Annotated in this window: 26 protein-coding genes; 16 read left to right on the forward strand and 10 right to left on the reverse strand. The window is 37.9% G+C overall.

The window, feature by feature from the left end; all coding sequences use genetic code 11:
- Positions 1 to 19: 19 nt before the first annotated feature.
- The 4 genes from ACOKFD_RS15125 to ACOKFD_RS15140 all read left to right on the forward strand — a co-directional run bounded on the left by ACOKFD_RS15125 (position 20) and on the right by ACOKFD_RS15140 (position 3,782).
- Positions 20 to 1,762, forward strand: coding sequence for a CocE/NonD family hydrolase (locus ACOKFD_RS15125; protein ID WP_422858679.1), 1,743 nt, complete (start codon positions 20 to 22; stop codon positions 1,760 to 1,762).
- A gap of 170 nt (positions 1,763 to 1,932) precedes the next feature.
- Positions 1,933 to 2,190, forward strand: coding sequence for a hypothetical protein (locus ACOKFD_RS15130; RefSeq protein WP_422858680.1), 258 nt, complete (start codon positions 1,933 to 1,935; stop codon positions 2,188 to 2,190).
- A 229-nt stretch (positions 2,191 to 2,419) separates the two neighbouring features.
- Complete coding sequence (locus tag ACOKFD_RS15135; protein WP_422858681.1) at positions 2,420 to 2,872, forward strand: MarR family winged helix-turn-helix transcriptional regulator; 453 nt, start codon at positions 2,420 to 2,422, stop codon at positions 2,870 to 2,872.
- Between the two features lie 73 nt (positions 2,873 to 2,945).
- On the forward strand, positions 2,946 to 3,782 hold the full coding sequence (locus tag ACOKFD_RS15140; protein WP_422858682.1) for an alpha/beta fold hydrolase: 837 nt from the start codon (positions 2,946 to 2,948) through the stop codon (positions 3,780 to 3,782).
- Positions 3,783 to 3,853: 71 nt separating this feature from the next.
- Here ACOKFD_RS15140 and ACOKFD_RS15145 read toward each other — a convergent pair whose 3' ends face one another.
- Positions 3,854 to 5,299, reverse strand: coding sequence for a PLP-dependent aminotransferase family protein (locus ACOKFD_RS15145; RefSeq protein WP_422858683.1), 1,446 nt, complete (start codon positions 5,297 to 5,299; stop codon positions 3,854 to 3,856).
- Positions 5,300 to 5,430: 131 nt separating this feature from the next.
- Between ACOKFD_RS15145 and ACOKFD_RS15150 the strand changes: the two genes are divergently transcribed.
- From ACOKFD_RS15150 to ACOKFD_RS15165, 4 genes are all read left to right on the forward strand, one after another.
- The gene (locus ACOKFD_RS15150; protein ID WP_422858684.1) at positions 5,431 to 6,837 is read left to right on the forward strand and encodes a pyridoxal phosphate-dependent decarboxylase family protein; all 1,407 of its coding nucleotides are present in this window, start codon (positions 5,431 to 5,433) and stop codon (positions 6,835 to 6,837) included.
- A 29-nt stretch (positions 6,838 to 6,866) separates the two neighbouring features.
- Positions 6,867 to 7,304 carry a PaaI family thioesterase gene (locus ACOKFD_RS15155; protein ID WP_422858685.1) on the forward strand — a complete coding sequence of 146 codons (438 nt, stop codon included), beginning with the start codon at positions 6,867 to 6,869 and terminating at the stop codon, positions 7,302 to 7,304.
- 235 nt (positions 7,305 to 7,539) lie between these two features.
- A complete protein-coding gene (locus ACOKFD_RS15160; protein ID WP_422858686.1) occupies positions 7,540 to 7,899 on the forward strand; it encodes a nuclear transport factor 2 family protein in 360 nt (119 codons plus the stop codon).
- Between the two features lie 22 nt (positions 7,900 to 7,921).
- Entirely contained in the window at positions 7,922 to 8,356 is a 435-nt protein-coding gene (locus ACOKFD_RS15165; protein WP_422858687.1) for an OsmC family protein, read from the forward strand.
- A 303-nt stretch (positions 8,357 to 8,659) separates the two neighbouring features.
- Here the strand turns inward: ACOKFD_RS15165 and ACOKFD_RS15170 are convergent, their stop codons facing one another.
- A complete protein-coding gene (locus ACOKFD_RS15170; protein WP_422858688.1) occupies positions 8,660 to 9,247 on the reverse strand; it encodes an NAD(P)H-dependent oxidoreductase in 588 nt (195 codons plus the stop codon).
- A gap of 93 nt (positions 9,248 to 9,340) precedes the next feature.
- Between ACOKFD_RS15170 and ACOKFD_RS15175 the strand changes: the two genes are divergently transcribed.
- The 3 genes from ACOKFD_RS15175 (at position 9,341) to ACOKFD_RS15185 (ending at position 11,864) form a co-directional block, all read left to right on the forward strand.
- Positions 9,341 to 10,240: a LysR family transcriptional regulator gene (locus ACOKFD_RS15175; protein WP_422858689.1), complete on the forward strand. Its 900-nt coding sequence runs from the start codon at positions 9,341 to 9,343 to the stop codon at positions 10,238 to 10,240.
- A 77-nt stretch (positions 10,241 to 10,317) separates the two neighbouring features.
- Positions 10,318 to 10,887, forward strand: coding sequence for a Crp/Fnr family transcriptional regulator (locus ACOKFD_RS15180; protein WP_422858690.1), 570 nt, complete (start codon positions 10,318 to 10,320; stop codon positions 10,885 to 10,887).
- Positions 10,888 to 10,988: 101 nt separating this feature from the next.
- A complete protein-coding gene (locus tag ACOKFD_RS15185) occupies positions 10,989 to 11,864 on the forward strand; it encodes an alpha/beta fold hydrolase (RefSeq protein ID WP_422858691.1) in 876 nt (291 codons plus the stop codon).
- Positions 11,865 to 12,145: 281 nt separating this feature from the next.
- On the opposite strand, the gene ACOKFD_RS15190 is transcribed toward ACOKFD_RS15185, so the two are convergent.
- From ACOKFD_RS15190 to ACOKFD_RS15200, 3 genes are read right to left on the reverse strand one after another with little or no spacing between them, the layout of a single operon-like run.
- A complete protein-coding gene (locus ACOKFD_RS15190) occupies positions 12,146 to 14,821 on the reverse strand; it encodes a M1 family aminopeptidase (RefSeq protein ID WP_422858692.1) in 2,676 nt (891 codons plus the stop codon).
- Positions 14,796 to 15,443 carry an ABC transporter permease gene (locus ACOKFD_RS15195; protein ID WP_422858693.1) on the reverse strand — a complete coding sequence of 216 codons (648 nt, stop codon included), beginning with the start codon at positions 15,441 to 15,443 and terminating at the stop codon, positions 14,796 to 14,798. Before ACOKFD_RS15195 ends, ACOKFD_RS15190 begins: the two co-directional genes overlap by 26 nt.
- 9 nt (positions 15,444 to 15,452) lie before the next feature.
- Positions 15,453 to 16,319 (reverse strand): ABC transporter ATP-binding protein, encoded by an 867-nt coding sequence (locus tag ACOKFD_RS15200; RefSeq protein WP_422858694.1) that lies wholly within the window; start codon positions 16,317 to 16,319, stop codon positions 15,453 to 15,455.
- Between the two features lie 247 nt (positions 16,320 to 16,566).
- On the opposite strand from ACOKFD_RS15200, the gene ACOKFD_RS15205 reads away from it, so the two are divergent.
- Together ACOKFD_RS15205 and ACOKFD_RS15210 are read left to right on the forward strand one after the other, a co-directional pair.
- Positions 16,567 to 17,316 (forward strand): sensor histidine kinase, encoded by a 750-nt coding sequence (locus ACOKFD_RS15205; protein WP_422858695.1) that lies wholly within the window; start codon positions 16,567 to 16,569, stop codon positions 17,314 to 17,316.
- Complete coding sequence (locus tag ACOKFD_RS15210; protein ID WP_422858696.1) at positions 17,313 to 18,005, forward strand: LytR/AlgR family response regulator transcription factor; 693 nt, start codon at positions 17,313 to 17,315, stop codon at positions 18,003 to 18,005. Before ACOKFD_RS15205 ends, ACOKFD_RS15210 begins: the two co-directional genes overlap by 4 nt.
- Positions 18,006 to 18,035: 30 nt before the next feature.
- On the opposite strand, the gene ACOKFD_RS15215 is transcribed toward ACOKFD_RS15210, so the two are convergent.
- The 4 genes from ACOKFD_RS15215 to ACOKFD_RS15230 are packed head-to-tail and all read right to left on the reverse strand — an operon-like array spanning position 18,036 to position 20,136.
- Positions 18,036 to 18,503 (reverse strand): SRPBCC domain-containing protein, encoded by a 468-nt coding sequence (locus ACOKFD_RS15215; RefSeq protein WP_422858697.1) that lies wholly within the window; start codon positions 18,501 to 18,503, stop codon positions 18,036 to 18,038.
- A gap of 36 nt (positions 18,504 to 18,539) precedes the next feature.
- The gene (locus ACOKFD_RS15220; RefSeq protein ID WP_422858698.1) at positions 18,540 to 18,839 is read right to left on the reverse strand and encodes a DUF1330 domain-containing protein; all 300 of its coding nucleotides are present in this window, start codon (positions 18,837 to 18,839) and stop codon (positions 18,540 to 18,542) included.
- Between the two features lie 10 nt (positions 18,840 to 18,849).
- Positions 18,850 to 19,632, reverse strand: a complete 783-nt coding sequence (locus tag ACOKFD_RS15225; RefSeq protein WP_422858699.1) for an SDR family NAD(P)-dependent oxidoreductase — start codon at positions 19,630 to 19,632, stop codon at positions 18,850 to 18,852.
- A 15-nt stretch (positions 19,633 to 19,647) separates the two neighbouring features.
- Positions 19,648 to 20,136, reverse strand: a complete 489-nt coding sequence (locus tag ACOKFD_RS15230) for a hypothetical protein (protein ID WP_106144310.1) — start codon at positions 20,134 to 20,136, stop codon at positions 19,648 to 19,650.
- A gap of 114 nt (positions 20,137 to 20,250) precedes the next feature.
- Between ACOKFD_RS15230 and ACOKFD_RS15235 the strand changes: the two genes are divergently transcribed.
- Positions 20,251 to 20,697 carry a winged helix-turn-helix transcriptional regulator gene (locus tag ACOKFD_RS15235; protein ID WP_422858700.1) on the forward strand — a complete coding sequence of 149 codons (447 nt, stop codon included), beginning with the start codon at positions 20,251 to 20,253 and terminating at the stop codon, positions 20,695 to 20,697.
- Positions 20,698 to 20,755: 58 nt separating this feature from the next.
- Here ACOKFD_RS15235 and ACOKFD_RS15240 read toward each other — a convergent pair whose 3' ends face one another.
- Positions 20,756 to 21,178: a winged helix-turn-helix transcriptional regulator gene (locus ACOKFD_RS15240; RefSeq protein ID WP_422858701.1), complete on the reverse strand. Its 423-nt coding sequence runs from the start codon at positions 21,176 to 21,178 to the stop codon at positions 20,756 to 20,758.
- Positions 21,179 to 21,520: 342 nt separating this feature from the next.
- On the opposite strand from ACOKFD_RS15240, the gene ACOKFD_RS15245 reads away from it, so the two are divergent.
- On the forward strand, positions 21,521 to 22,102 hold the full coding sequence (locus ACOKFD_RS15245) for a Crp/Fnr family transcriptional regulator (protein WP_422858702.1): 582 nt from the start codon (positions 21,521 to 21,523) through the stop codon (positions 22,100 to 22,102).
- Positions 22,103 to 22,166: 64 nt separating this feature from the next.
- Positions 22,167 to 23,045 (forward strand): enoyl-CoA hydratase/isomerase family protein, encoded by an 879-nt coding sequence (locus ACOKFD_RS15250; protein ID WP_422858703.1) that lies wholly within the window; start codon positions 22,167 to 22,169, stop codon positions 23,043 to 23,045.
- Positions 23,046 to 23,051: the final 6 nt, after the last annotated feature.

Raw genomic sequence — 23,051 nt, forward strand, 5'->3', positions numbered from 1 at the left:
CTTTGCAAGAAACAAACAGATGAAAATTCTACTGAATTTATGCATCATTTTGCTTTTAGGATGCAACTCATCAAATAAAAGTAAAAACAATGTTCAAGAAACGGTTTTAAATAATGGCTACCTAATAGAGGATGTTTTAATAGAAACCAGGGATGGAGGAAAAATATCTGCCATTATATGTAGAAAGAAAGAAATCACTGAACCCCAAACCGTGATTCTACAAAGTACTATTTATGTAAGGGACACAGGTCGTGATCTGAAAACCATCAAAGAATCTGTAGACAGGGGTTATATAGGAGTTATTGCCTATGCAAGAGGGAAACGTTTAAGCCCCAATGAAATATGGCCTTATGAAAATGATGCTAACGACACATTTGACGTTATTCACTGGATTAACGAACAAGAATGGTGTGATGGTCGTGTTGGTATGTTTGGGGGCAGTTATAATGGATTTACCCAATGGGCTTCACTAAAGAACCCTCATCCTGCTCTGAAAACAATTGTCCCCTATGTGGCAAGCCGACCTGGTATGGGTTTACCTATGGAAAACAATATTTTCATTAATCCGAATTATGAGTGGGCATTTTATGTGGGGAACAACAAATATCTGGATACCGTAGCAGGAAATGACAGACAACGTTATAGAAATCTTATGTTTAAATGGTGGGAATCTGGCGCGGCCTATAAGCAAATGGATAGCTTGGACGGCATTCCCAACAAATGGTTTCAACGTTGGGTAAGTCATCCATCCTTTGATGAATATTGGCAAAAAATGGCCCCATACAAAGAGGATTTTTCCAGAATTGACATACCCATACTTTCAATTGATGGGTACTACAATGATTCACAAAATTCGGGACTTTACTATTTGAGAGAGCATTACAAATACAATCCCAATGCCGAACACTATTTAGTAATAGGACCATACAGCCATTTTGGGGCACAACGAACCGGTGCAGAAGAAATAAATGGCTACCAAGTAGATGGAGACGCATTGATAAATACTAACGAAATCACTTATCAATGGTTTGATTACATATTTAAAAATGGTGAAAAACCGGAAAAGTTAAAGGACAAGATAAACTATCAAGTAATGGGTGCAAATGAATGGAGGAGTGCATCTTCAATTGCCCATATGAGCAACAGAAACTTGAAATTTTATTTAACTGATCAAAGGCAAAAGGATATCTATACTATGAGTAGGGAGAAACCCTCAGTAAGTGGCTTTTTATCCCAAACAGTAGATTTTGCTGATAGAGAGATTGGAAATAACGACTATTATCCAAACCCCATTATCAGGGAAGAAATGGATTTGAGCAATGGCTTTAACTTTATTAGTGAGCCTTTAGAAAGTTCAGTTATGGTCAATGGTTCATTTTTGGGCGAATTGGATGTTAGCATTAATAAAAAGGACTTTGATTTTGGAGTTACACTATATGAGGTAATGCCAGATGGAAGACTTTTCCATTTATCTTATATCGTTGGAAGGGCAAGTTATGCCCATGACATTACCACTAGAGAATTACTTGAGCCTGGGCAAAGGGAGAAAATTCCTTTTTCCAATACGCATTTGGTCAGTAAAAAAATAAGCAAGGGTAGCCGTCTGCTCATCTATGTCAATGTCAATAAAAATGCATTTTCTGAACTTAATTATGGAACAGGAAAGACCATAAGTGAAGAAAGTATAAATGACGTTGATGGCCCGTTGAAGATAAAATGGTACAATGATAGTTTTGTGGAAATACCTATCTGGAAAAATTAAATTAACTTCCAGATATGAAACTGCGCTTTAAAAAATTGGAGGAAAATTATGGAATAAAACCAATACAATACCTAAGGGTTTTGTGCGGTAGCCCCAGCGACTACACATACCAGTTAAATCAATTAAGCTTAGAATCTTATATTTTACATATAAATAGATATAAATTTTAAATGATTGACTTAAAGACCTTCCTAAACCAAATACATCAAGTAGATGACGACATTCTTGATAAATACTTAGAGCACTGGCAAGAATACCACTTGCCCAAAAAGACGACAATGACGGCCCCTGGAGAAAGTGAAGAAAGTTTTAGAAATGAATTAATCAAAGTTGACAACTATTGGCCACTAAGTCTTTGGATATCAACTACTCGACAAAACCCATTCAAGGACATTTTTAAGATGTCTTTACCCATATTGGGCAAATAGCAAGGCTTCAAAGGTTTGTTGAAAACCCAATACCTAGGGAAGACTATTCACGAAGTAATATACAAACTGAACTAAATGAGTAAGACTATTTACAGTAAGGTATCAAGTAAAATTCTGGTCTCACTCTTCTAGTCAGTCAATTATTTTGGAAAATTCCCTTTCTACTTGGTTTTAATGAGCATTAATGTAAATTAATTTGCATATACATATATATTTGTATCTTTGGGCAATGGCAGAAAGAAAGACCCCCTTGTTCGATGAAATTAGTCCTAAGCATTGCCTGAACTCCAAATTTCGGAGGTTACACAAAATCGTGGACGGGATATATCAGAGAGAATTATCAGAGTTTGGACTCAAGGGCAGTATGTTGGATATTCTTTTCATTATTGGTAAGAGCTCTAAGTTTAATCAAAAAGATATCGCACGGCTATTGGTTATAGACCAGTCCACCGCGAGTAGGGATATTAGGAAGCTAGAGGAAAAGGGTTGGTTGACAGTAAGACCAAGTGATGTAGATTCGAGAACCAAAGATATTCTAATAACACAAGAAGGATTGAATATACTTGAAAAAATTGCCCCGATATGGGAGGATGTACAAAACAAAATGATGGAACACTTGGGAAATTTCAACATCCAGACGATAGATTCTACATTGAACGCAGTTCAAAACTTTAAAGAATAGTTTTTTTAATTAAATACATGTATATACATATAAATACATATAAATACATATAAATACATATAAATTATCTGATATGAGACAAGTAGCAATTAGTCAAGTAAAGTTTATTGAAGTCAATGGTTATCAAATTGCACACCGAATTATTGGAAAGGGAACCCCCCCCCTTATTCTATTTAACCGCTTTCGAGGAACCATTAACGACTGGGATCCAAGCTTCATCTCTGTACTCTCAAAAAAGAACAAAGTAATCGTCTTTGATAATCTTGGAGTAGGAAGTACAATAGGTCAAAGTTCGAACACCATTGAAGGAATGGCGGAGGTAGCTAAGGGCTTTATTGACAAGTTGGGCCTGAAAAGTGTCAATGTGCTCGGATGGAGCATGGGAGGACTTGTCGCCCAAGTATTTTTGCTGCACTATCCTGATTTGGTAAAGAAAGCCATTTTGATAGGTACGGGTCCAGGTGGCAGCGATAAAACCGAATATCCTACCGAAAAGTTTCTAAATGTCGCGACAAAAGTCTACGATATGAAACCAGAAGATCATCAGACAGTATTTTTTACGGATGATTCAAGTGGATATGACCATACCCTAAAATCCCTTTCCAGAATTGAAAAATATAAAGACCAAGTACCGCTTACGAAGCCTGAAACATGGGTCCCCCAAGGCGAAGCCACCAAGGGTTTCTTTTTAAGCGACAAGGACTATTTCAACAAAATAAAAGAAATTAACCAACCGGTATTGGTTGCAGGCGCAAAGGAAGATATATCGTTTTCGGACAATAACTCTTTCCTACTTTTCAAACAGATTCCCAACAGCCAATTGGTTTTGTATTCAAATGCCGCACATGCTTTTCATCATCAAATGCCAAATCAGTTTGGTCAGGTAGTTGTAGATTTTTTAAAAGATTAATCGCAAACAAGCTTTCTTGTCATTTCTGTACATGGGCTAACTAAAATTAATCGCCCATTTAAGTTGACACCCTAAGATGGTGCTAAGGGTGTCAACTTTTCCTTATACATCTTTGTCACTATTTTACCTATTGTAATTAAGGATTTTTGCACCTCAGGGGTCCAGTTCAACCCATAGGAAATTCTAAAGCAATTACGATATTGGTTTCTTAAGGAGAAAAGTCGGCCAGGTGCTATTCTAATCCCATGGCCTAAACACTTCTGAAATAAGACATTGGTATCAATGCCTTCTTTTAGCTCAATCCATAGTACAAACCCACCTTTAGGAGCTGAGACTTTAATATCTCGTGGAAAGTGTTTTTTGATATACTCAAGATATCCCAGAAGATTTTTTTCCAAAGATTTTCTCAGATAATTTAAGTATCTGTCATATCTTCCAGTTTCGAGTATTCTGGCGACAATCTTATGTGTTAAACTGTTCGAGGTAATGTTGTGGTATGCTTTGAGTCTAGCTATTTCTTTTGTATACCTTGCCCCTACTACATAACCCACTCTGTATCCAGGTGCTAGGGTTTTGGAGAAGGAGCTGCACAAGATTACACGATTTTCCGTATCGTAAGATTTGCATGTCTTTGGCCGATTTTTTTCAAAAAATACATCTCCATACAAATCCTGTTCAACTAAAATGATGTCATACTCATTGGCCAATTTCACCAACTTTTTTTTATTCTGATCAGGCATACAGAAACCCAAGGGAGCACCGAAATTACTTACGGTTATTATTGCTGTTACATTTTGGTCGTGTAAAATATTTTCTAAGTCTGATAGAATTAGGCCATGTGAACTATGGGTGTTGGCTTCAATCACATTTAACCCCAAACTACTCAATAATTGAAGTACCCCAAAAAACATGGGGCTTTCTACGATTACCGTATCCCCAGGTTTAGAAATTGCCATGAGACTGAAGGTTAGAGCGTTCATACATCCACTAGTGGTAATGATTTCATCCAAATTGAAATTACTTCCAGCGAGCAGGGATCTCTGGGCAATTAATCTTCTTAAATCGGGATTTCCATAAATCGGTTCATACTTGGTTTCTGCATCAGCACTTTGGTGCATTACTTCAATTACGGCCTTTTTGATTTTATTTATAGGCAGCAGTTCCTTTGCGGGTACGCCAATAGAAAAATCAATTTCATTAGGCGATAAGGTTGGAGTCAAATATACCTGATCGATTAGGTTCTCAACCTCTTCAAGGTCAATCTTGCCAACGGGCTTGGTTATTATAGGAGTTTGGTCAAAAAGGGTATGGTCGTAAGTAACATAATATCCACTTTTCTCTTTGCTCTTAATCAAGCCCTTTGCTATCAAGTAATCCATTGATTTTAAAATGGTGCTGATACTCAGTCCACTTGATTTATGTAGTTCACGTAGCGAGGGTAATTTCTCTCCGGTGTTTAGAATCTTTTCCTTTATTTGAGATTCTAGAACATTGGCAAACTCCGTGTATTTTGTCATGATAATAGCAATCTGTATATATATTTATTACAAATATATGAACTGTTATGTATTTTATTGATTGTTCTGTATCTATTTTGAGTATGTGTTATAGTTAATTTTACTTTTAATCTATATCACAAGCACAACTAATGGGAAATGACACCACAACCCTACAGCAAACCATGTTCGCTGAAATTTCTGAAGAACAAATATTCAAACAAGCTTATGCCTATTCCCTAGATTATCTCAAGGATGTGTTTGAAAGACATGTGTTTCCAAAAGAGGACGCATTAAATCTTCTGGACAATTTTAGGGAGCCGATGCCAAAAGATGGTGTCAGTGCAGCTGAGACAATCTTCACAATCCATCAGTATGGAAATCCAAATACGGTTTCCCAATTAGGAGGAAGATATTTTGGTTATGTCAATGGAGGTGCGTTGCCTGTTACCCTTGCAGCCAAGCAGCTTGCTACATTCTATGACCAGAATAGTGCCATGAAGGTAATGTCTCCATTTGCTGCAACCTTAGAAGAAGTTGTAACAGAATGGTTAATTGAACTTTTTAATCTACCTAGAAATACGGTTGCCGGATTTATAAGTGGCACTGCTACGGCTAATTTATGCGGACTTGCGGCTGCGCGGCACCGAATACTGACGAATTTGGGGTGGGACTTGAGGAAAAAAGGCCTAAATGGAGCTCCTAGGCTTCGTGTTGTCACCGGAAAAGAAATTCATGCGGCGGTTCTAAAGGCGTTAAGTATTTTGGGCATAGGTTTGAATACAATAGAATGGGTGCCAGTTGATTCCCAAGGTCGCATCAGGATCGAGGACATGCCAGAGATTGACAGTTCTACAATTATCATTCTTCAAGCGGGAAACGTGAACAGTGGTTCTTTCGATGATTTTGATAAAGTATGTGATATCGCCAGAGGCAAGGATGCCTGGGTACATATTGACGGTGCTTTTGGGTTATGGGCGAAAGCAACAACAAAACTGAAAGATTTGGCCAAGGGAATGGAAAAGGCAAATTCATGGTCCGTTGACGCACATAAGACCCTAAACGTTCCCTATGATTCTGGAATAACATTGTGCAGTGATCCCGAGGCGCTAGGTTCAGCACTAACCATGTTAGGGGCATACATCTCTAGTGGAAATGAAAGAGAGGGACTATACTTCACCCCGGAAATGTCAAGAAGAGCACGCATTATAGAACTCTGGGCCGCATTAAAATATTTAGGGAAAACCGGTGTTGAAAATCTTGTTACTGGCCTAAACGAAAGAGCTTTACAATTTAGTCATGAGATTGCAGAGATTGATGGTTTTCATGTGCTCAATGAGGTGTTTTTCAATCAAGTAATTGTTTGCGGAGAGACTGATGTCATTACTGAGAAGGTATTGGCAAAAGTTCAGGAATCAAGAGAATGTTGGGCCGGTAGTTCTATATGGAAAGGAAGAAAAGTGATTAGGGTCAGTGTTTGTTCATGGGCAACCACAGGCAAGGATATCACGTTGAGCGTTCAATCTTTCAAAAAGGCTTTGCACGCTGTTACAATGTAACCCGCTTCTTTCAATAATCAATTATAATTATGTCCGATCAGCATTACAAAAAGTTAGAAAGAATGTATCTCAAGGCTAAAATCAACACTAGTCTCTATGATACGACTACAATTAATATTTCCGAGGGAAAATCAAGGATTACCCTTCACATTTCTGAAAAGTACTATCATGCCCTTGATGCTGTTCATGGAAGTGTGTATTTTAAGCTTCTGGATGACGCGGCATTTTTTGCTGTCAATTCGATGGTAACAGATAATTTTGTCTTGACCACTTCATTCAATTTAAATCTCATACGGCCAGTGCAAGTAGGGAAGCTCACTTGTGAAGGAAAGATAAAATATCAATCCAAAAATACTTTTGTAGCAGAATCAATACTGTACAATTCTTTCGGTAAAGAAGTAGGCTTTGGAACAGGAAACTTTGTCAAGAGCAAAATGGCCTTGAGTCCAGAAATAGGCTACCTCTAGAAAGGGACACTTTCATATTTGAAAGTTGAGTGTTCCGACTTGAAAATCAAAAGTTAGTCTTTTCATTTTCCCAATATACCTCTATTGTAATATTTTAATTTCTATATCTGTTATGCGCTAATTATAAATAATTGTATTTGTTATTATTTATCGATGGCCCTAGGTTTACAAAGGCATAAATAGATAAACTCTCAATGTTGCCAAGAGTAAATATTAATTTTTTAAAACCTTAATTATGGGACAGTTGATTGACAAAGACCAATTTGCAGTAGAATGGGTCGAAGCATGGAATTCTCACGATCTTGATAGAATTCTTTCACATTATAGTGATGACATAGAGATTACTACGCCAATGATCAGACTTGCGGGTGGAGGAAAATCAGATTCTTTAAAGGGCAAGGAGGTCGTAAGAGCATATTGGGCCAAAGCTCTTGAAAAGATTCCTGATTTGAAGTTCGAGTTAATTGATTCTACACTTGGCGTTGATTCTATTGGGCTCTATTATCACTCTGTAATGAACAAAAGGGCGATAGAAGTGATGTCTATAAACGAAGAAGGCCTTATCGAAAAAATGTCAGCACTATATACTGATTAAGAACAAAATACCTAGACATATTATGAAGAGAATCGGAACAGCACTATGGAAAAAGGATGGTTTGACAGGATCAGGGAAGTTAAATACTAAAAGTGGGGCTTTAAAGGATATCCCTTATTCCTTTAAAACTAGATTTGAAAACCCAGATGGTTTGATTGGAACAAACCCAGAAGAACTTTTGGCTGCTGCCCATGCAGGCTGCTTTACAATGGCTTTGAGTTTTATTTTGGGGGAGCATGGTCATACCCCAGATGAGTTATTTACAGAGGTCACAGTCCAATTGGACAATGTCAATGGTAATTTTGAAGTAACCTCTATTTTGATGAATCTAACGGCTCAGATAGAAGGTGTTTCGAAGAGTGAATTTGACGATTTAGCTAATGTTGCCAAAGAGAATTGTCCAATATCGAAACTTATATCAGCGGACAAGGTCAAGTTAAGTGCAAAGCTATTCTAGCTTTCCTTGTAAGTTGATATCAGGGCATTCGAGTATAAAGAATCTTGTATATAACTTGCTTGTTCTAATGAAATAATAACATAGAAGAATCGAAGTTTTTACAAGCATTTTTCTTGGCTACATACCCCTTAAGAGTCTTGCAAGCGGGTTCTTAAGGGTGTTTCCGTACCAATTCAAAACCACCCCAGAAATCAAAACAATTTCGTATAATCAATAATTTTTAAAACCTTAGAAGTAACAAGTTTTGTTGGTTTGAGCTTTACATAATTGGTAAGGATGTTTCCATATAATAAAGAATATCCCCTAAAAATTTTGGCTCAAAAAAAGTTGGTATTCTTCCAACATCGCTTTCGTATCGGCATTTTTTTCAACGTCATGAAAATGAAGTGAACTGTGCATATTCATTCCTAAATATCTGTTCATGGCATGAAATCCCGACATTGGACCATCGTCAACACCAGTTTCATTGAAGAATTCGTTTGGGAGGCTAAATGCACCTTGAGGGGCGTTCCAACTAGTAGTTAGAATGTAGTGCTTATTCTGCAACAATCCTCCAGTACCATAATTCATTTCTGGATTATCATGACTTCTTCCATCGCTAGTCCAAATACCATTTGCATGACCAGCAGTCAAGACTTCATCCAAGTACTTCTTAAAATTAAAAGGTAGTGAAAACCACCAAATTGGAGTGTGATAAATGATAATATCAGACGCTACAAACTTTTTTACTTCCGCTTTAATATTGTAATTAAGGTTGATTTCTGTGGTATGTACTCGATACTTATCTGTGTCGATAAAATAGCTTTTGGAAATACTGAATAGTGATTTATTGAAAGTTCCTTTTGCAGTTGGGAATTGGTGCCATCCGTTTATGATAAATACATTCTTCATTTGTAATGGAATAATTTTGGTACCAAAATTATATTTCAAAATACTATTATTAAAATAATGAATACTATACTCTAATATCAGTATATTTATTATATGATAAATTTTGAATGGTATAGAACTTTCAAAACAGTATATGAGGAAGGAAACTTGACAAGAGCTTCAGAAGTCTTGTTTTCATCCCAACCTGGGGTAAGCTTACACATAAGCAATTTAGAAGGGTATGTCGGGTATAAATTGTTCGAGAGAACATCTCGAAAAATGGTTCCTACGGATCGTGCCACCATATTGTATAATTATATCATCGACGCCATTAAAAAGTTGGAACACACGGAACGTCATTTTAGAATTAGCAGAACCAATAAGCGGAAAACACTAAGTATAGGAATGTGTTCGGAGGTTTTTCAATTCTTTTTTGAACCGCAAATTGGTACTCTCGATTTTGACATAATCGCCCATTTTGGGGAATATCCAAAAATGATAAAGGAGCTGGGCGATGGTATCTTGGATTTGGTCATAACGCCTGAAAAAGTGGAAAGCCCTTATATTTCCTATACTCCGCTTTTTAAGGAAGAAATCTTACTGGTTGCTAGCAATATGACCGATACAACGTTGCTCGAACAATATATTGAAGACAATGATTGGCAATCTTTTGAGCAAGAGCTTAAAAATCAAATATGGTATGGCTCGAATAACGTTTTGGGGTACTCAAAAAAGTTCTGGTATCAGAATTTCAAAAAGAAACAATTTTACAAGCCGAACTACCTAGTGCCCAATATAATTTCTATCATTCGCTGTTTGAAGGGAAATGAAGGAATTGCACTGGTTCCAGATTTTTTGTCTGCTGAAGCATTGCAAAAAGAAGAACTGAAAATGCTTTGGGAAGGTAAGCAACCGCTTCACAACAAATTTTATTTTGCCACTAAAGAGCCTACTGACCTTAACAAACAAATAAATCAGATAAAAACGATTGCCATAGCGAATTATGCTTTATAACCGTATAGTTTTGGACAAACATGACAATAACTGACTAACTCGACACTTTATATTACCACACCAGATTTTACGTAAATATGATTGACTTAAAGACTTTCTTGAATCAAATACATCAAGTAGATGATGACATTCTTGATAAATACTTAGAGCATTGGCAAGAATACCACTTGCCCAAAAAGACGACAATGACAGCTCCTGGAGAAACAGAGAAGTATTGGTATTTTGTCACCAAAGGCGTTCAAAAATCGTTTTACTTAACAGGTGACAAAACGCATGTTATCGCTTTTACCTATAATCCATCATTTAGCGGTATTCCAGAATCTTTCTTTCAGCAAATGCCTTCAAAGTACTATTTGGAAACGATAACCGATAGTAGTTTTTTACGTATTCCATTCCAAAAGCATCAAGAACTAATGCAGGAATACAGACCGATTGAAACCCTTTTTCGAGTCGCCATTGAAAAGATTCTTTTCGGCTTGCTTGATAGGTATTATGAGCTGATGGCGCTCGATATCGAAACACGATTTAAGAACTTTACCGCAAGAAGCCCACATCTGCTGCAAATGGTAGCTCAAAAAGATTTGGCTTCATACTTACGGATTGACCCTACCAACTTCAGTAAATTGATGAATTCTGTGCGAATATGATTCTTGGTAAGTACCAAGAATTACGTGAATAGGTTTGTTGAATTTTGTTTCATCAGTAATAAAATTCTAAGATGAAATATTTAATTCTAAACCTATTTTTCATGAGTACATTGAGCATATCTGCGCAAAATTGGGTCGACACCGAACTTTATCCATTTCAAAGTAAACACGTTCAACTTCCTTCGGGAAAGATGCACTATATAGATGAAGGAAAAGGGGATGTGCTGTTATTTGTTCACGGAACCCCGACCTGGTCTTTTTTATATAGGGATTTTGTTAAGGAGCTATCAAAATCTTATCGCTGTATTGCGATTGACCATTTGGGTTTTGGTTTATCAGAGAAACCTGTTGGGTTTGAAGGAACACCTCAAAACCACTCTAAAAATTTAACCGCATTTATCACGGAACTTAATCTTAAGAATATCACTTTGGTTGTACACGATTTTGGTGGTTCAATAGGCTTAGGGGCAGCGTTGCAACAGCCTGACCGCATCAAGAATGTGGTTCTTTTTAATAGCTGGTTATGGTCCACAAAAGAAGACCCAATGGCCAAGGAAATAGACGGTCTTTTAAATAGTGAAGCTGGAAAGCAGTATTACCTTGAACAAAATTACTCGGTACAGGTCTTGCTTAAACAAGCATTCATTGACCAATCAAAATTGACTGATGAGGTACACCAACAGTATTTAAATCCTTTCCCGGATAGTGAATCAAGAAAGGCTTTGCTAACCATTGGAAAAGGATTTGTGGGAGCTTCGGATTGGTATCAAAGCCTTTGGGAAAAGTTGGACATTCTTGAAGATAAGAAATGGCTTATCTTATGGGGAACAAAAGACCCATTTTTGAATACAAGTTATCTTGATAAATGGAAATCGAAATTACCCAGCGCAAAAATCAAAGAGTTTGACAGTGGCCATTTTGTACAAGAAGAGAAAACGGCAGAAGCAATTGTGGCAATGAAACATTTTCTTGACTAGTTGATTTCTGACGTAAAAAAGAGCCCCACTTCGGGGCTTTTCTCTTCACTTTTGATGCTCCACTAGATTCGGTGCTCCTTTTTCCAGTTTCCAAATATTGTTAAAGACTATTGATAACGAAAAAGTCCATTTTGTATCATAAATTTCATGATAGTCGATTTTTGAGATCAATCCTTAAATTCAAATTTCACCTCACTTTTCACGTACCCTTCTTTTATTCCCAAGTAAAAATGGTTTGAATGAATATATTTCCGTTGGGTATTTACAAAACTTAGCCAAATCTAATTTTCATCCCATTTCATATCGTTTGTTGTTTCAAAAATTTGGTAAATTACCTTATGTATATCTTTTGGGCTATCTTCCTTTAAATAATCCAGTAAATCTTTTGAAGTAGTATAACGGTCTGTTACTGTTTTCAATTTGCCATCATGACTGCGCCAATCTTCTACAAATCGCTTTAAAGCCTGGTTTACCTTCTCCTCGCCAATCAATTCTTGCAAGGTGTACATGGCAATGGCCCCTTTATTGTAATACACAAAGTCTTCATTTTCTACAAGGGCCAAGGAGGGTTCTGAAGTCGCTTTTTTTCTATTATCCCGGTACAGCTCTTCTTGCAATTCCAAAAATTGCTCAACCTTGTCATCAGGGTAATTTTCTTTCAATACCATAAGTGCCCCGTATTGGGCCAAGGATTCCAAAACAAAGTTCTGTCCCTGAACATTGGCGGCTTCCACCTGCATGCCAAACCATTGGTGTGCCACTTCATGGGCGGTGATATAAAACGCCATATCCACATCGGTTTCATCGTCCACATTCAAAACAAAGCCCAAAGCTTCAGAAAAGGGAATGGTATTGGGAAGCGACTGTGCAAAGTCCGCATATCGTGGAAACTCCATGATTCGCAATTGTGGATAGGGGTAGGGCCCAAAATATCGGCTGTAATAATCTAAAGACGCCTTCATCCCATGCATCATTCGGTCTAAATTATAGGCATGTTCCCTGTGATGGTAAATCTCCAAATCCACAGCTTTCGCTCCTATTTTTTTTGAGGCCGTCCAAGTATCTTTTTCCACCTCATATATAGCTGACACCACGGGATAAAAATTAATGATGGGTTGATCGCTAACGTACTGAAAATAATTGCGGTTGTTTTTTGACCATTTCGCCCTTAATTCACCTGCCGTTATTGCGGTTTGATTTTGGGTGGTGCCAATAGTGACCTCCAAGGTAACCCCATGGGAGTCACTCCCAGAGCGTGCATTGACCAATTCCCTGGGATCCTCAATCTTAGCCTTGCTTGGTCTTGGTGGCAGCCCAAAGTCCCTACGTTCATCCGCGGTACTCAACTCATACTTTTTATTATAGCCCAAAGTTGGGAATAGGGTATTATCAAAAAATGTACCATTGTGCACCAAATCGGTATCCGAACCCCCTTCTTCAAAACCTTTTGGCAAGAAGGATTGTTGAAACTCCATGGTTAGGGTAGCTTGGGGTGCCAGGGGTTGGGATAGATGGTATATCAAATAATCGAACTCCTTGTACCTATCGTCCCGTTTTACCCCACCTTCAAATACAACATCTTTTAGCACCACATGGGAAGCTATTCGTTTTTGAACATGAATTTCATGTATGGGAGCATCCGTTGTGTTTTCCAACACATACGAGCCATGCACTTCATAGCTTCTTGTTTCGGGATAAAGCTCAATGTTCAGCTTAACATCTGTAATCTTAGGTTGTGAAAAATACTCCAAAGGTTTTAGTGTTTTTTCATAAGCTGCCCTAAATGATTGCTCTTGAGATGCCGTCCAGTAGGTATTCAACACATTGGTATTGTAAAAAATATAGCCGCCCATCGCTATGAAAACCAAAAGCAACGAAAGTCCCAGGTATACCTTTTGTGGTGTCATTTGATATCCTACCTGTTTTAGGCGTTTCTTTAAGGAACTGTCCATACCCCTTCTCAGTAACGAAGCGGTTAGTAATAAAAGGAGTACCCCAAACACCAACCAGTATCCTTTAATCCATAGATAGGGCTCTAAAAAGTGCCCATACCCATTCATTTCTGAATAGGTCCCCAATGGTTTCCCGCCAAACTTGTAAAGGCTATGGTTGAATCCAAAAAATTCCGAACCGGTATTGATGATAAAGAAACCTAGGGTACAAATAATACCCATGAACTTGTTCTTACTAACGGATTGAAAGAAAAAGGCAACAAAGGTGTACAGCATTAAGAAGGGTAGTATTTCTAGAAAGAACCCTGCAAAATATATTTCGAAATCAAATTGATAATACCCCTTGGCGATTTGGAAAAATACTCCGGCCACAATTAAGCTTAGCATTAAGACTACATAAATGCCCACAAGTGCCACGTACTTACTAGCTATCGTAACAAAGCTGCTAATTGGCGTGGCATCACTTAGCACGTACTGCTTGATGTCGCGCTCTTTCCAAATTAATTCCCCGGAATAGAAAAGTAGAATAATCATAAAAAAATAAAGGGACATCTCTTGCAGTTCTGCAATGATAAAATATGTGGCAGGGTAGCTATCCACCCGATATACCGTGCCTAAGTTGACAGAATTGATGGTAATAATGACCATTCCACAAATCACAATTGCCCAAAACGAAGTTTCCTTTAAAAGGGAAAGTCCATAAAACCTTGAAAGTTCAACAAGCTGTAAGCATTTGGACTTAAAGCCGTTGCCTTTGGCTACCTTGGGAATGGAGACATCACTGGGTTGGGGTTCAACCGCAACTGCTGTTTGATCGTTCCGTTTCCTTTTGGATTTTTTGGCCAGGGTACTGAAGGAGAATTTATGATATCCAAAGACCAGCATGACCACTCCCAATACTACCCAAAAGAGTTTATTATGCAGCAGAATCCCACTTAAGGTAATTCCTAAACTGTTGCGATCCAAAAGCGTCCAGTCCTTAGTAAACTGGGTTAGCGTAGTCAATGAAAAAGATATCTAAAATCCCTTGCACATATTCATTGGTAATGGCCTTTGTAAGCAAGAAAAGGACAAATAGTACAATTCCCTGGGTGTAGACCACCAATAATTTTTTACTCAACATTCCCGTCACAAAAAAGGCGCAAGCACCAAAAAATAGGGACGGTAACACCACAACAAAAAACGTTTGAAGGTAGGTAAACACACTAAAAGCCAATAGCTGCTCTTCTTTGTGCCAGGGCATCTGTTCTCCCAACATCATCCCCAAAGGCAAACCACTAAAAATGAAAATCAAAATTGTAAAAGACCCTAAAAACCTACCCCATATATACGCTTGTTTTGTAATGGGATTTACAAACAACAAGGGTTCGGTGCCATATTGATAATCTCGCAAAACGGGAACCCCCATAATCATTGAAGCCATAATCATAAAAATGCCGGTAATGGCCCCCATGGTTTTTGCAATAACCAAAGGCGCATTCTTTTTCATGAGTCCAATTTCCACACCTTGAAAAATAAAATCGACCCCAACGATGGAGAACAGCAATAAAAACCCAAAAAACACATAGGTTTCCAGGCGTCCTACCCTATACTTAAGCTCAAATTTGAATATCTGAAACCACATCATGCTATAATTTTAAAGGTTAACCTTAGAGAAATACACATCTTCTAAACTTGCATCCACAGAGGTAAATCCATCCCTTGGAGGAATATCGCTCACAATATGGATCATGGGTTTGCCCAAAAATCTTTTTTCATGGATCACATCATATTCTGCCCTGTACTCAGAAAGCTCCAATCGATTTATCGTTTTTTGGTAAATCTTTCCCTTCAATCCGTCAATAAGTTGCAAGGGGTTTCCTTTTAACACCACTTCCCCTTTATTGATTATGGCCATTTGGGTACATAACTCCTTTACATCATCAACAATATGCGTTGATAGCACCACAATGGTGTTTTCGGCGGTTTCACTTAAAAGGTTGTAGAACCGATTACGTTCTTTGGGATCCAAACCCGCTGTGGGTTCATCCACAATCAACAATTTTGGATCGTTAAGCAAAGCTTGAGCGATACCAAAACGTTGTTTCATTCCCCCAGAAAACCCACCTAGGTGTTGTTTTCGCACCTCGTATAAGTTGGTTTTGTGAAGTAGGACACTGACGATATCCCTCCGTTCAGATTTAATGGTAATGCCCTTTAAAACAGCCAGATGGTTCAGCAAGACCTCAGCGGACATTCTAGGATACACCCCAAACTCTTGTGGCAAATACCCCAGCACCCCTCGGATCGCATGTTTGTCGGTCCGGATATTTAAATCCCCCAATCTTACCTCCCCGTGGTCTGGATCCTGCAAGGTGGCCACAGTTCGCATTAATGTGGATTTTCCGGCTCCATTGGGTCCCAAAAGCCCGTACATTCCCTTTGGTATTTCTAGAGAAACATCGCGTAGGGCCCTAACACCGTTATCATACGTTTTGCCCAAATGCTCAATGACAAGTTTCATAACTGTTCGTTTAATGATTGTTGGTCCAAACCTACATATGGACCTCCATCGCCAAAAACAAATGGGGTGTATGTGATGAAAGCCGTGACGTTCGCCTTTTAAAGCGTGACAAAAAATGTTTGCCCCTGTTTTAGAGGCGTTCCCATACCGTTTTGGGCCGTTTGTCAAGGAATTTGTCCGTAGCCCCAAATTCCAGTATTATTGGGAGATGTATTTTAAAATACCATACCATAAAACCCTCTTTTCCATGCGTACTCTACGAATCGTACTGGTAGTGTTAGGACTAATCATCGTCTTATTCAATGACACCTTAGGGAAACTGGAAGGATTTCTGGAATTTCTTTTGCTATACTTCATCGCGGTATGCATTGCCATTTTTCATTGGGTATTTGTCAATATCAAATTGATCATTACCTTAAAAAAGGAAAAGGCCAAAACAGAGTTGATGCATTTGCAATCCCAAGTTAATCCGCACTTCTTCTTTAATATGCTGAACAACCTTTATGGGTTGGTAGACCAAGACAGTGAAAAGGCCAAAAGGCTTATTTTAAAACTGTCCGATATGATGCGTTACAGCATTTACGAGGGACAAAAATTATACGTGACCTTAGGAGAAGAAATCGACTTTATCCAAAATTATATTGAACTGCATAAAATGCGTTACCACAAGGAAATTGCCATTCATACGGATATCAAAGTGGAAAATGAAGATGTAAAAATTGCCCCTCTTCTTTTTATTATTTTGGTCGAAAATACCTTTAAGCATGGTGTGGAAAAGTTACGTAACCATGCCTTTGTGAATATTGCGATAACATCGGAACAAAATGAGGTTGTCCTAAAAATTGAAAACAATTTTGAAGAGGAAGAAAAAAGCGAAAACGGTATTGGTTTAAATAACCTAAAAAGAAGATTGGAGTTGGTATATCCTAACAACCATGAGTTAATATTTTCGGTACAAAAGGATACCTATACTGCCAAACTGAAATTAGACGTATGAGGATTAACTATATCATAGTGGATGATGAGTCCATAGCAAACGACATTGTAAAGGGATATTGCGATGCCCTACCCAATCTTAACCTTGTACAACAGTGTTACGATGCCATAGAGGCCATGGAATGCTTACGGACCCAAAAAGTTGACCTTATGTTCTTGGACCTCAATATGCCCAAACTTAAAGGGTTTGAATTTTTGAAAACCCTTCAAAATCCACCCAAAATAATCGTGACCACGGCGTACCAAGAACATGCCTTGGAGGGATACGAACTTAACATTGTGGACTATTTGTTGAAACCCTTCAGCTTTGAGCGCTTTGTAAAAGCCATGAACAAAATTGGGGATAAGGAAGAAACCACCACAACAGCATCTATTAAAGTTAAAGAGGACAGTCTCTTTTTACGTTCCAACAAAAAAATCGTCCAAATAAAAACGGGGAGTATCCTATTTGTAGAGGCGATCGGAAATTACGTCAAGGTAGTTACGAGGGACAAGGAAATCCAGGTCCGGGAAAAAATATCCCACATTCTAAAGACACTTCCGGAAAATGAGTTTATGCAGGTTCATAAATCCTTCGTTGTTTCCAAAAAGCATATTGATGAAATTGAAGGAAACCGAATCATGATAGGGGATTTTATCATCCCTGTTGGAAAAACGTACAAGATTAATATCAATAAACTATTCCCCTGATTGACGTTTCATTCGCGAAAATAAAATAGTCTAACTCTTGCCTTGACGCTCCACTAGATTCGGAGCTCCTTTTCCAGTTTCCAAATATTGCTTCAAACTGTTGGCAAAGAAATGAGTCCACCCAGCATCGCACATCTGGTAGCAATTGAGCTCTGGTGTCAAGCCTTTATGCTTAAGGAATAGCTCGACTTCATCATTTCCTAAATCCTTGAACTCAAATATGACTTCACTGTTTAACCACTCATCGTTTATTCCGTTCAAGTCCCTACTGGTATGGTTTGCATAGATGCATTTCCAATGTACCTCGTTGAACTTATTTAACTTGGTTATGGTGAATCGCCATTTTGTATTATTTTCAAAATAGATTGAAAATTTATTGCCAATCTGGTTAGCTTGATCTGTATCTACATTTCCCCACCATTGGTTGATTTCTTGGGTGACGGCCGTAAAGGCTTTTTCTTTTGTTGTTTTTACTTTGATTGTTTTTTGATAGTCCATTAGTAATAATTTTTGATTTTAATTGATTTATCATTTCTAACGGGTTGCCTTGTATTCCAGGGCACAGAGAACCCAACCTTGTGTTGTTCTTTCATAAAGTTCCCTATATTCAGCGTAGTCTTTTGAATTAAAGAAATCCAAAGCATTTTGATTGGAACTAAATTCTATTACCACTATCACCTCTAAAGGTTTTCCGTGTAAAGTTTGTGCTTTTGGTGTAGCCACTAAAAATTTGCCATTATGTTTCTCTAAGATTTCATTGATTACCTTCACTGGCGGTATATAGTTCTCCTTATCCGTGACTTCGTAATTTTCTATTAGGTATCCTTTTTCCATGGTTTCATTTTTATTCCAGAATATGTCCGCCAGAATGGTTGAGCATGGTACCGGTCATATACCCTGCAAGGTCTGAAGCTGCAAGAACGATGACTTCTGCTGTTTCCATAGTGGTTGGCAAACGCTTTAAAGCGGTCTTTTGCTGTTCGATGAATCCTTGCATTTCATCCCGACCCATACCCATATTGGCACCCATAGTGGTATAGGTGTAATCAATGGTCGGCGAATCGGGCATGGCTTCGGAGCGTACTCCAATGACACGAACACCTTCTGCGCCCCATTCGGTTGCAAGGCTCTTTACCAAACCTTCAGTTGCTGCGTGTGAAGCGGTGAGCGCAGCACTCCAAGGGGAACCAACTTTTGCCAAAGTTGAAGTGATAAAAATGATGACACCACTTTTTTGTTTTGCCATCAATGGATGTGCTGCTTTTGCCGTTACAAATTGATTGGCTGTAGTCGTTTTTAAAGGAATCAAAAATTGTTCTAGAGAAACGTCCATTGCAGGTTTGCCGTGGTTGTATTCCGCTGGGTTGGAAGCACTTAGATTGATAACAATGTCAACATAAATATTTTCCTGGTTGAACCATGAAAAATAAGCTTTGACTTCCTCTTCGTTTAAGGTATCCACCTTTCTGATTTCACCCAGGTCAGATAATTCAATACCTTCAACATTGATATCTGAGAGATATAAGTTTGCCCCGCTTTCTTTGAAAGCTTTTGCTACCTGTTTCCCCAAAGCACCCTTCGCTCCAAATATGAGTGCATTTTTATCTTGTAATAATTGATTTTTCATTTTTAGTCCTTTGTTTTAATTATACTGCATGGCCTCATAGCCAAAGATTTTTCTTAGTAGTCCCATTTGACCTATTGAATACGATTCCCTATGGATTATAAAAGTGATGGTATTTAGCAGATTTGATTTACCAAGTAAGGGTGTATCAAAGGGCTGGTCGCTCAGAAGGTCTTCTTTGGTTAAAGACAGCAACTTTTCCCTTAAAATTGGGGTTATGCGAAGCCATTCTTCTCTTATTGGCACCAAATCAGGGTAGGTAATGTGATTTTGAATAGGTCTTTGGTTTTTAAAGATCTCATCAAATTTGCTCTGTTCTCTAAGCCCAATGCTCTTCCCAAGCTGGTATCTAACAGAAACGAGATTTCCTGCCAACCAGGCAATGTGGTTTGTATCCAAGGTTACTCTTCTTTGCGCATCACTCGGTCTGATGTCTTCTAAACAATTTTGATAAAGTTTAGTGTGAAAATCATATTGCTCCAATAAGCGCACAATTGATAAGTCCATTCTCAAATTTTTAATCCTCGGATAAATTTGTATTTTTGACTGGTTGCAAAAAGCAACTGGACAAATATATAAAACCAATTTTGTTTTGCAACTACTTTTGAAAAAAAATTAGATATGCGGGAATGTAAATCCTTTTGTCCCATTACCCAGGCACTTGAGGTCTTTGGTGATAGATGGACGCTTATTGTTGTGAGGGATATAATGTTTGTGGGAAAGCGTTATTTCAGGGAATTGTTGGATTCAAATGAGAAAATAGCCAGTAACATTCTAGCGGATAGATTAAGTAAATTAGAGGAATTCGGAATCTTATTTAAAACAAATGACGAGAGTCATAAGCAAAAGCTCCTGTATACCTTGACACCAAAAGGCATAGATTTGATGCCCACCATGCTAACAATTACCGAATGGAGTTTCAAATACCGCAAGGTGACCGAGGATGAAAGTGACTATGTTCGCTATTTGATTGAGGGTGGTAAGGAATTACAGATAAAAATGCAAAAGGAACTTTTGAACGAGTACAATAGAGTTAGAAAATTTGACAACGAATTAACTGAATTATGATTTTACTATTGGCCTTTTGAGTGATAAGTATTGAAGTGACTAGTATATAGTTTTTGCGCTAATCCAAATGCTCATGTCGAAGTTGTTCCATTATCTGTTCAATTGCCTTTTGCCCTCCATCTAGAATTGCTTGTGCCTTGGCCCTGTCAATATCCTCAACAGGTTTATACTTCAAGCTCCATCGCGCGTTTTCCATAAGAATGGGGAATAGGTCAATCCCTCTTTCCGTAAGTAAATAAATGATTTTCTGTTTGTGATCGGGATCCTGCTTTTTGTGAATGATGCCCTCTTCCTCAAGCATCTGAAGTCTATTGGTGAGAATATTGGATGCAATCTTTTCTTTGGACTGTAGAAATTCGCGGAAGTACTTCTTACCACTAATCATCATGTCCCGAATGATGAGGAGGGTCCATTTATCCCCGAATACCTCCAAAGCCAGATATTGAGGACAGTTTGACTTGTATTTCTTCTCTTTTGCCAATTGAAAAGCTAGTTCAAAATTTGCATAACAAAAATAAATAAATATTATTGCAACTAGTTGTGTTTGGCAATTACTTTATTAAGCAATAATGAATATAGAAAATAAAACGTCATCGGGTTACAGCAAGAATAACCTAGGAACGTATCCACATCTATCCGTTTATTGATGAATTTTATGGCATCGAAAAGGAAGGAGAATCGCACTACAATTTAATGAGGGCCGAACTAAAGAAGTTTTAAATTGAGTGAAGAAATGTCTCAATTTAGATGCTATTTTAAATAACAGCACCTTTGTAGACCATAATTTAAACAATATTGTTTTTAAAAAAGTTCAATAACCTTCATGACCATACCTCCATCAAAAAACAACACTAAGAAGTACCAAAGTGCTTCAGAAATACTAAAAGCAAAGGTTGAGGAGCACATATTGAGTTCTGGGCTTACCCCTATTGAGCTAAAGCGGAATGACTTTCTGATTAAAAAGGGACAAATAGCCTGGGATATGCACATAGTCAAATCTGGAGCTTTAAAGATTTTTGTAAGCACTAGAAAAGATGATATCATACTGCGTCTGGGATATAATGGTTCATGGATGACATCTTTTCCATCCTTCTTAACAGGCGAGCCATCCAAGTTTAATATTCAGGCCATTAAAAGGACATCGCTACTACGGATAAGCAGGATGGATTTTTTTGATTTTATTAATTCCTCTGAGGAAACCAAAAATCTGTGGTTGAAGATGTTGGAAGAATTTGCCGTTCAACAATTGGATCGGGAGATAGACGTCCTCACCCGATCTCCATATGAGCGATATAAAAGGCTTCTTGAAAGGAGTCCACATATATTTCAGGAAATCCCCAACAAGTACCTTGCATCTTACCTTCGAATGTCTCCTGAAACTCTAAGTAGATTAAAAAAACGTTGACTTCAATCAATCTTTTTGACATTGAAAGTTGAGAGTTTTGTAAACTCATAAAAACATAACTTCAATGCAAAACACAAAAAATAATAATCAAGATTCTTCAGTACTATTAAACACTGAATTCAAAAGTTTAAAGGTCGAAATAAACAAAGGCGTTGCATTTGTAACTTTTCATCATGGCGAAATCAATGTTTTAGATATGGTTTCGGTAATGGAACTTGTTCAACTAGCACAACTTCTTGAAGAAGATCCCAATATTAAGGTAATCGTATTTCAAAGTAGTAACCCCGATTATTTTCTTTCTCATGCAGATTTTAAACTTTTACAGGAATTTAGAGACCAAGGTGCTTATGATACTGATGAAATGCCTTTATATTCTGGATTATTGGAAAAATTTAGAACGATGCCAAAAGCGACAATTGCCAAAATTCAAGGACGAGCCAGAGGAGGTGGAGCAGAATTTGCGATGGCCATGGATATGAGTTTTGGAGAAATCGGGAAGGCATTTTTATCCCAAATGGAGGTGATTATAGGCATTCTGCCAGGAGGTGGTTCGGCACAATATTTAGCTAGAAAGATAGGACGTTCCCGAGCTATGGAAATTTGCTTGGGTGGTGGAGATTTTTCGGCTTTGGAAGCTGAAAAGTATGGATATATCAATAGAGCATTGCCTTCAACTGAAATTGACTCTTTCGTGGATGAATTAGCTTACAGAATAGCTTCATATCCGGCGCAAGCTATAGCCTTGAACAAAGCAGCGGTAAATCTTTTTGAAGAAGGGCGGTCCAATGAATTTATTACTTCCAACGCATGGTTTGCCGAATTGGTAAAAGCCAAGGATTTCGATAAAAGGGTTAAGAGCTTTTTTACACAGGGCGGACAAACTAGAAATGGTGAAATGGAAAACTGGAGTGAATGGGCGCCTAAGTTGACGGACAAAAATTAGCTAAAT

It is taken from the genome of Flagellimonas ulvae (genome assembly GCF_049333175.1).
Classification (GTDB): domain Bacteria; phylum Bacteroidota; class Bacteroidia; order Flavobacteriales; family Flavobacteriaceae; genus Flagellimonas.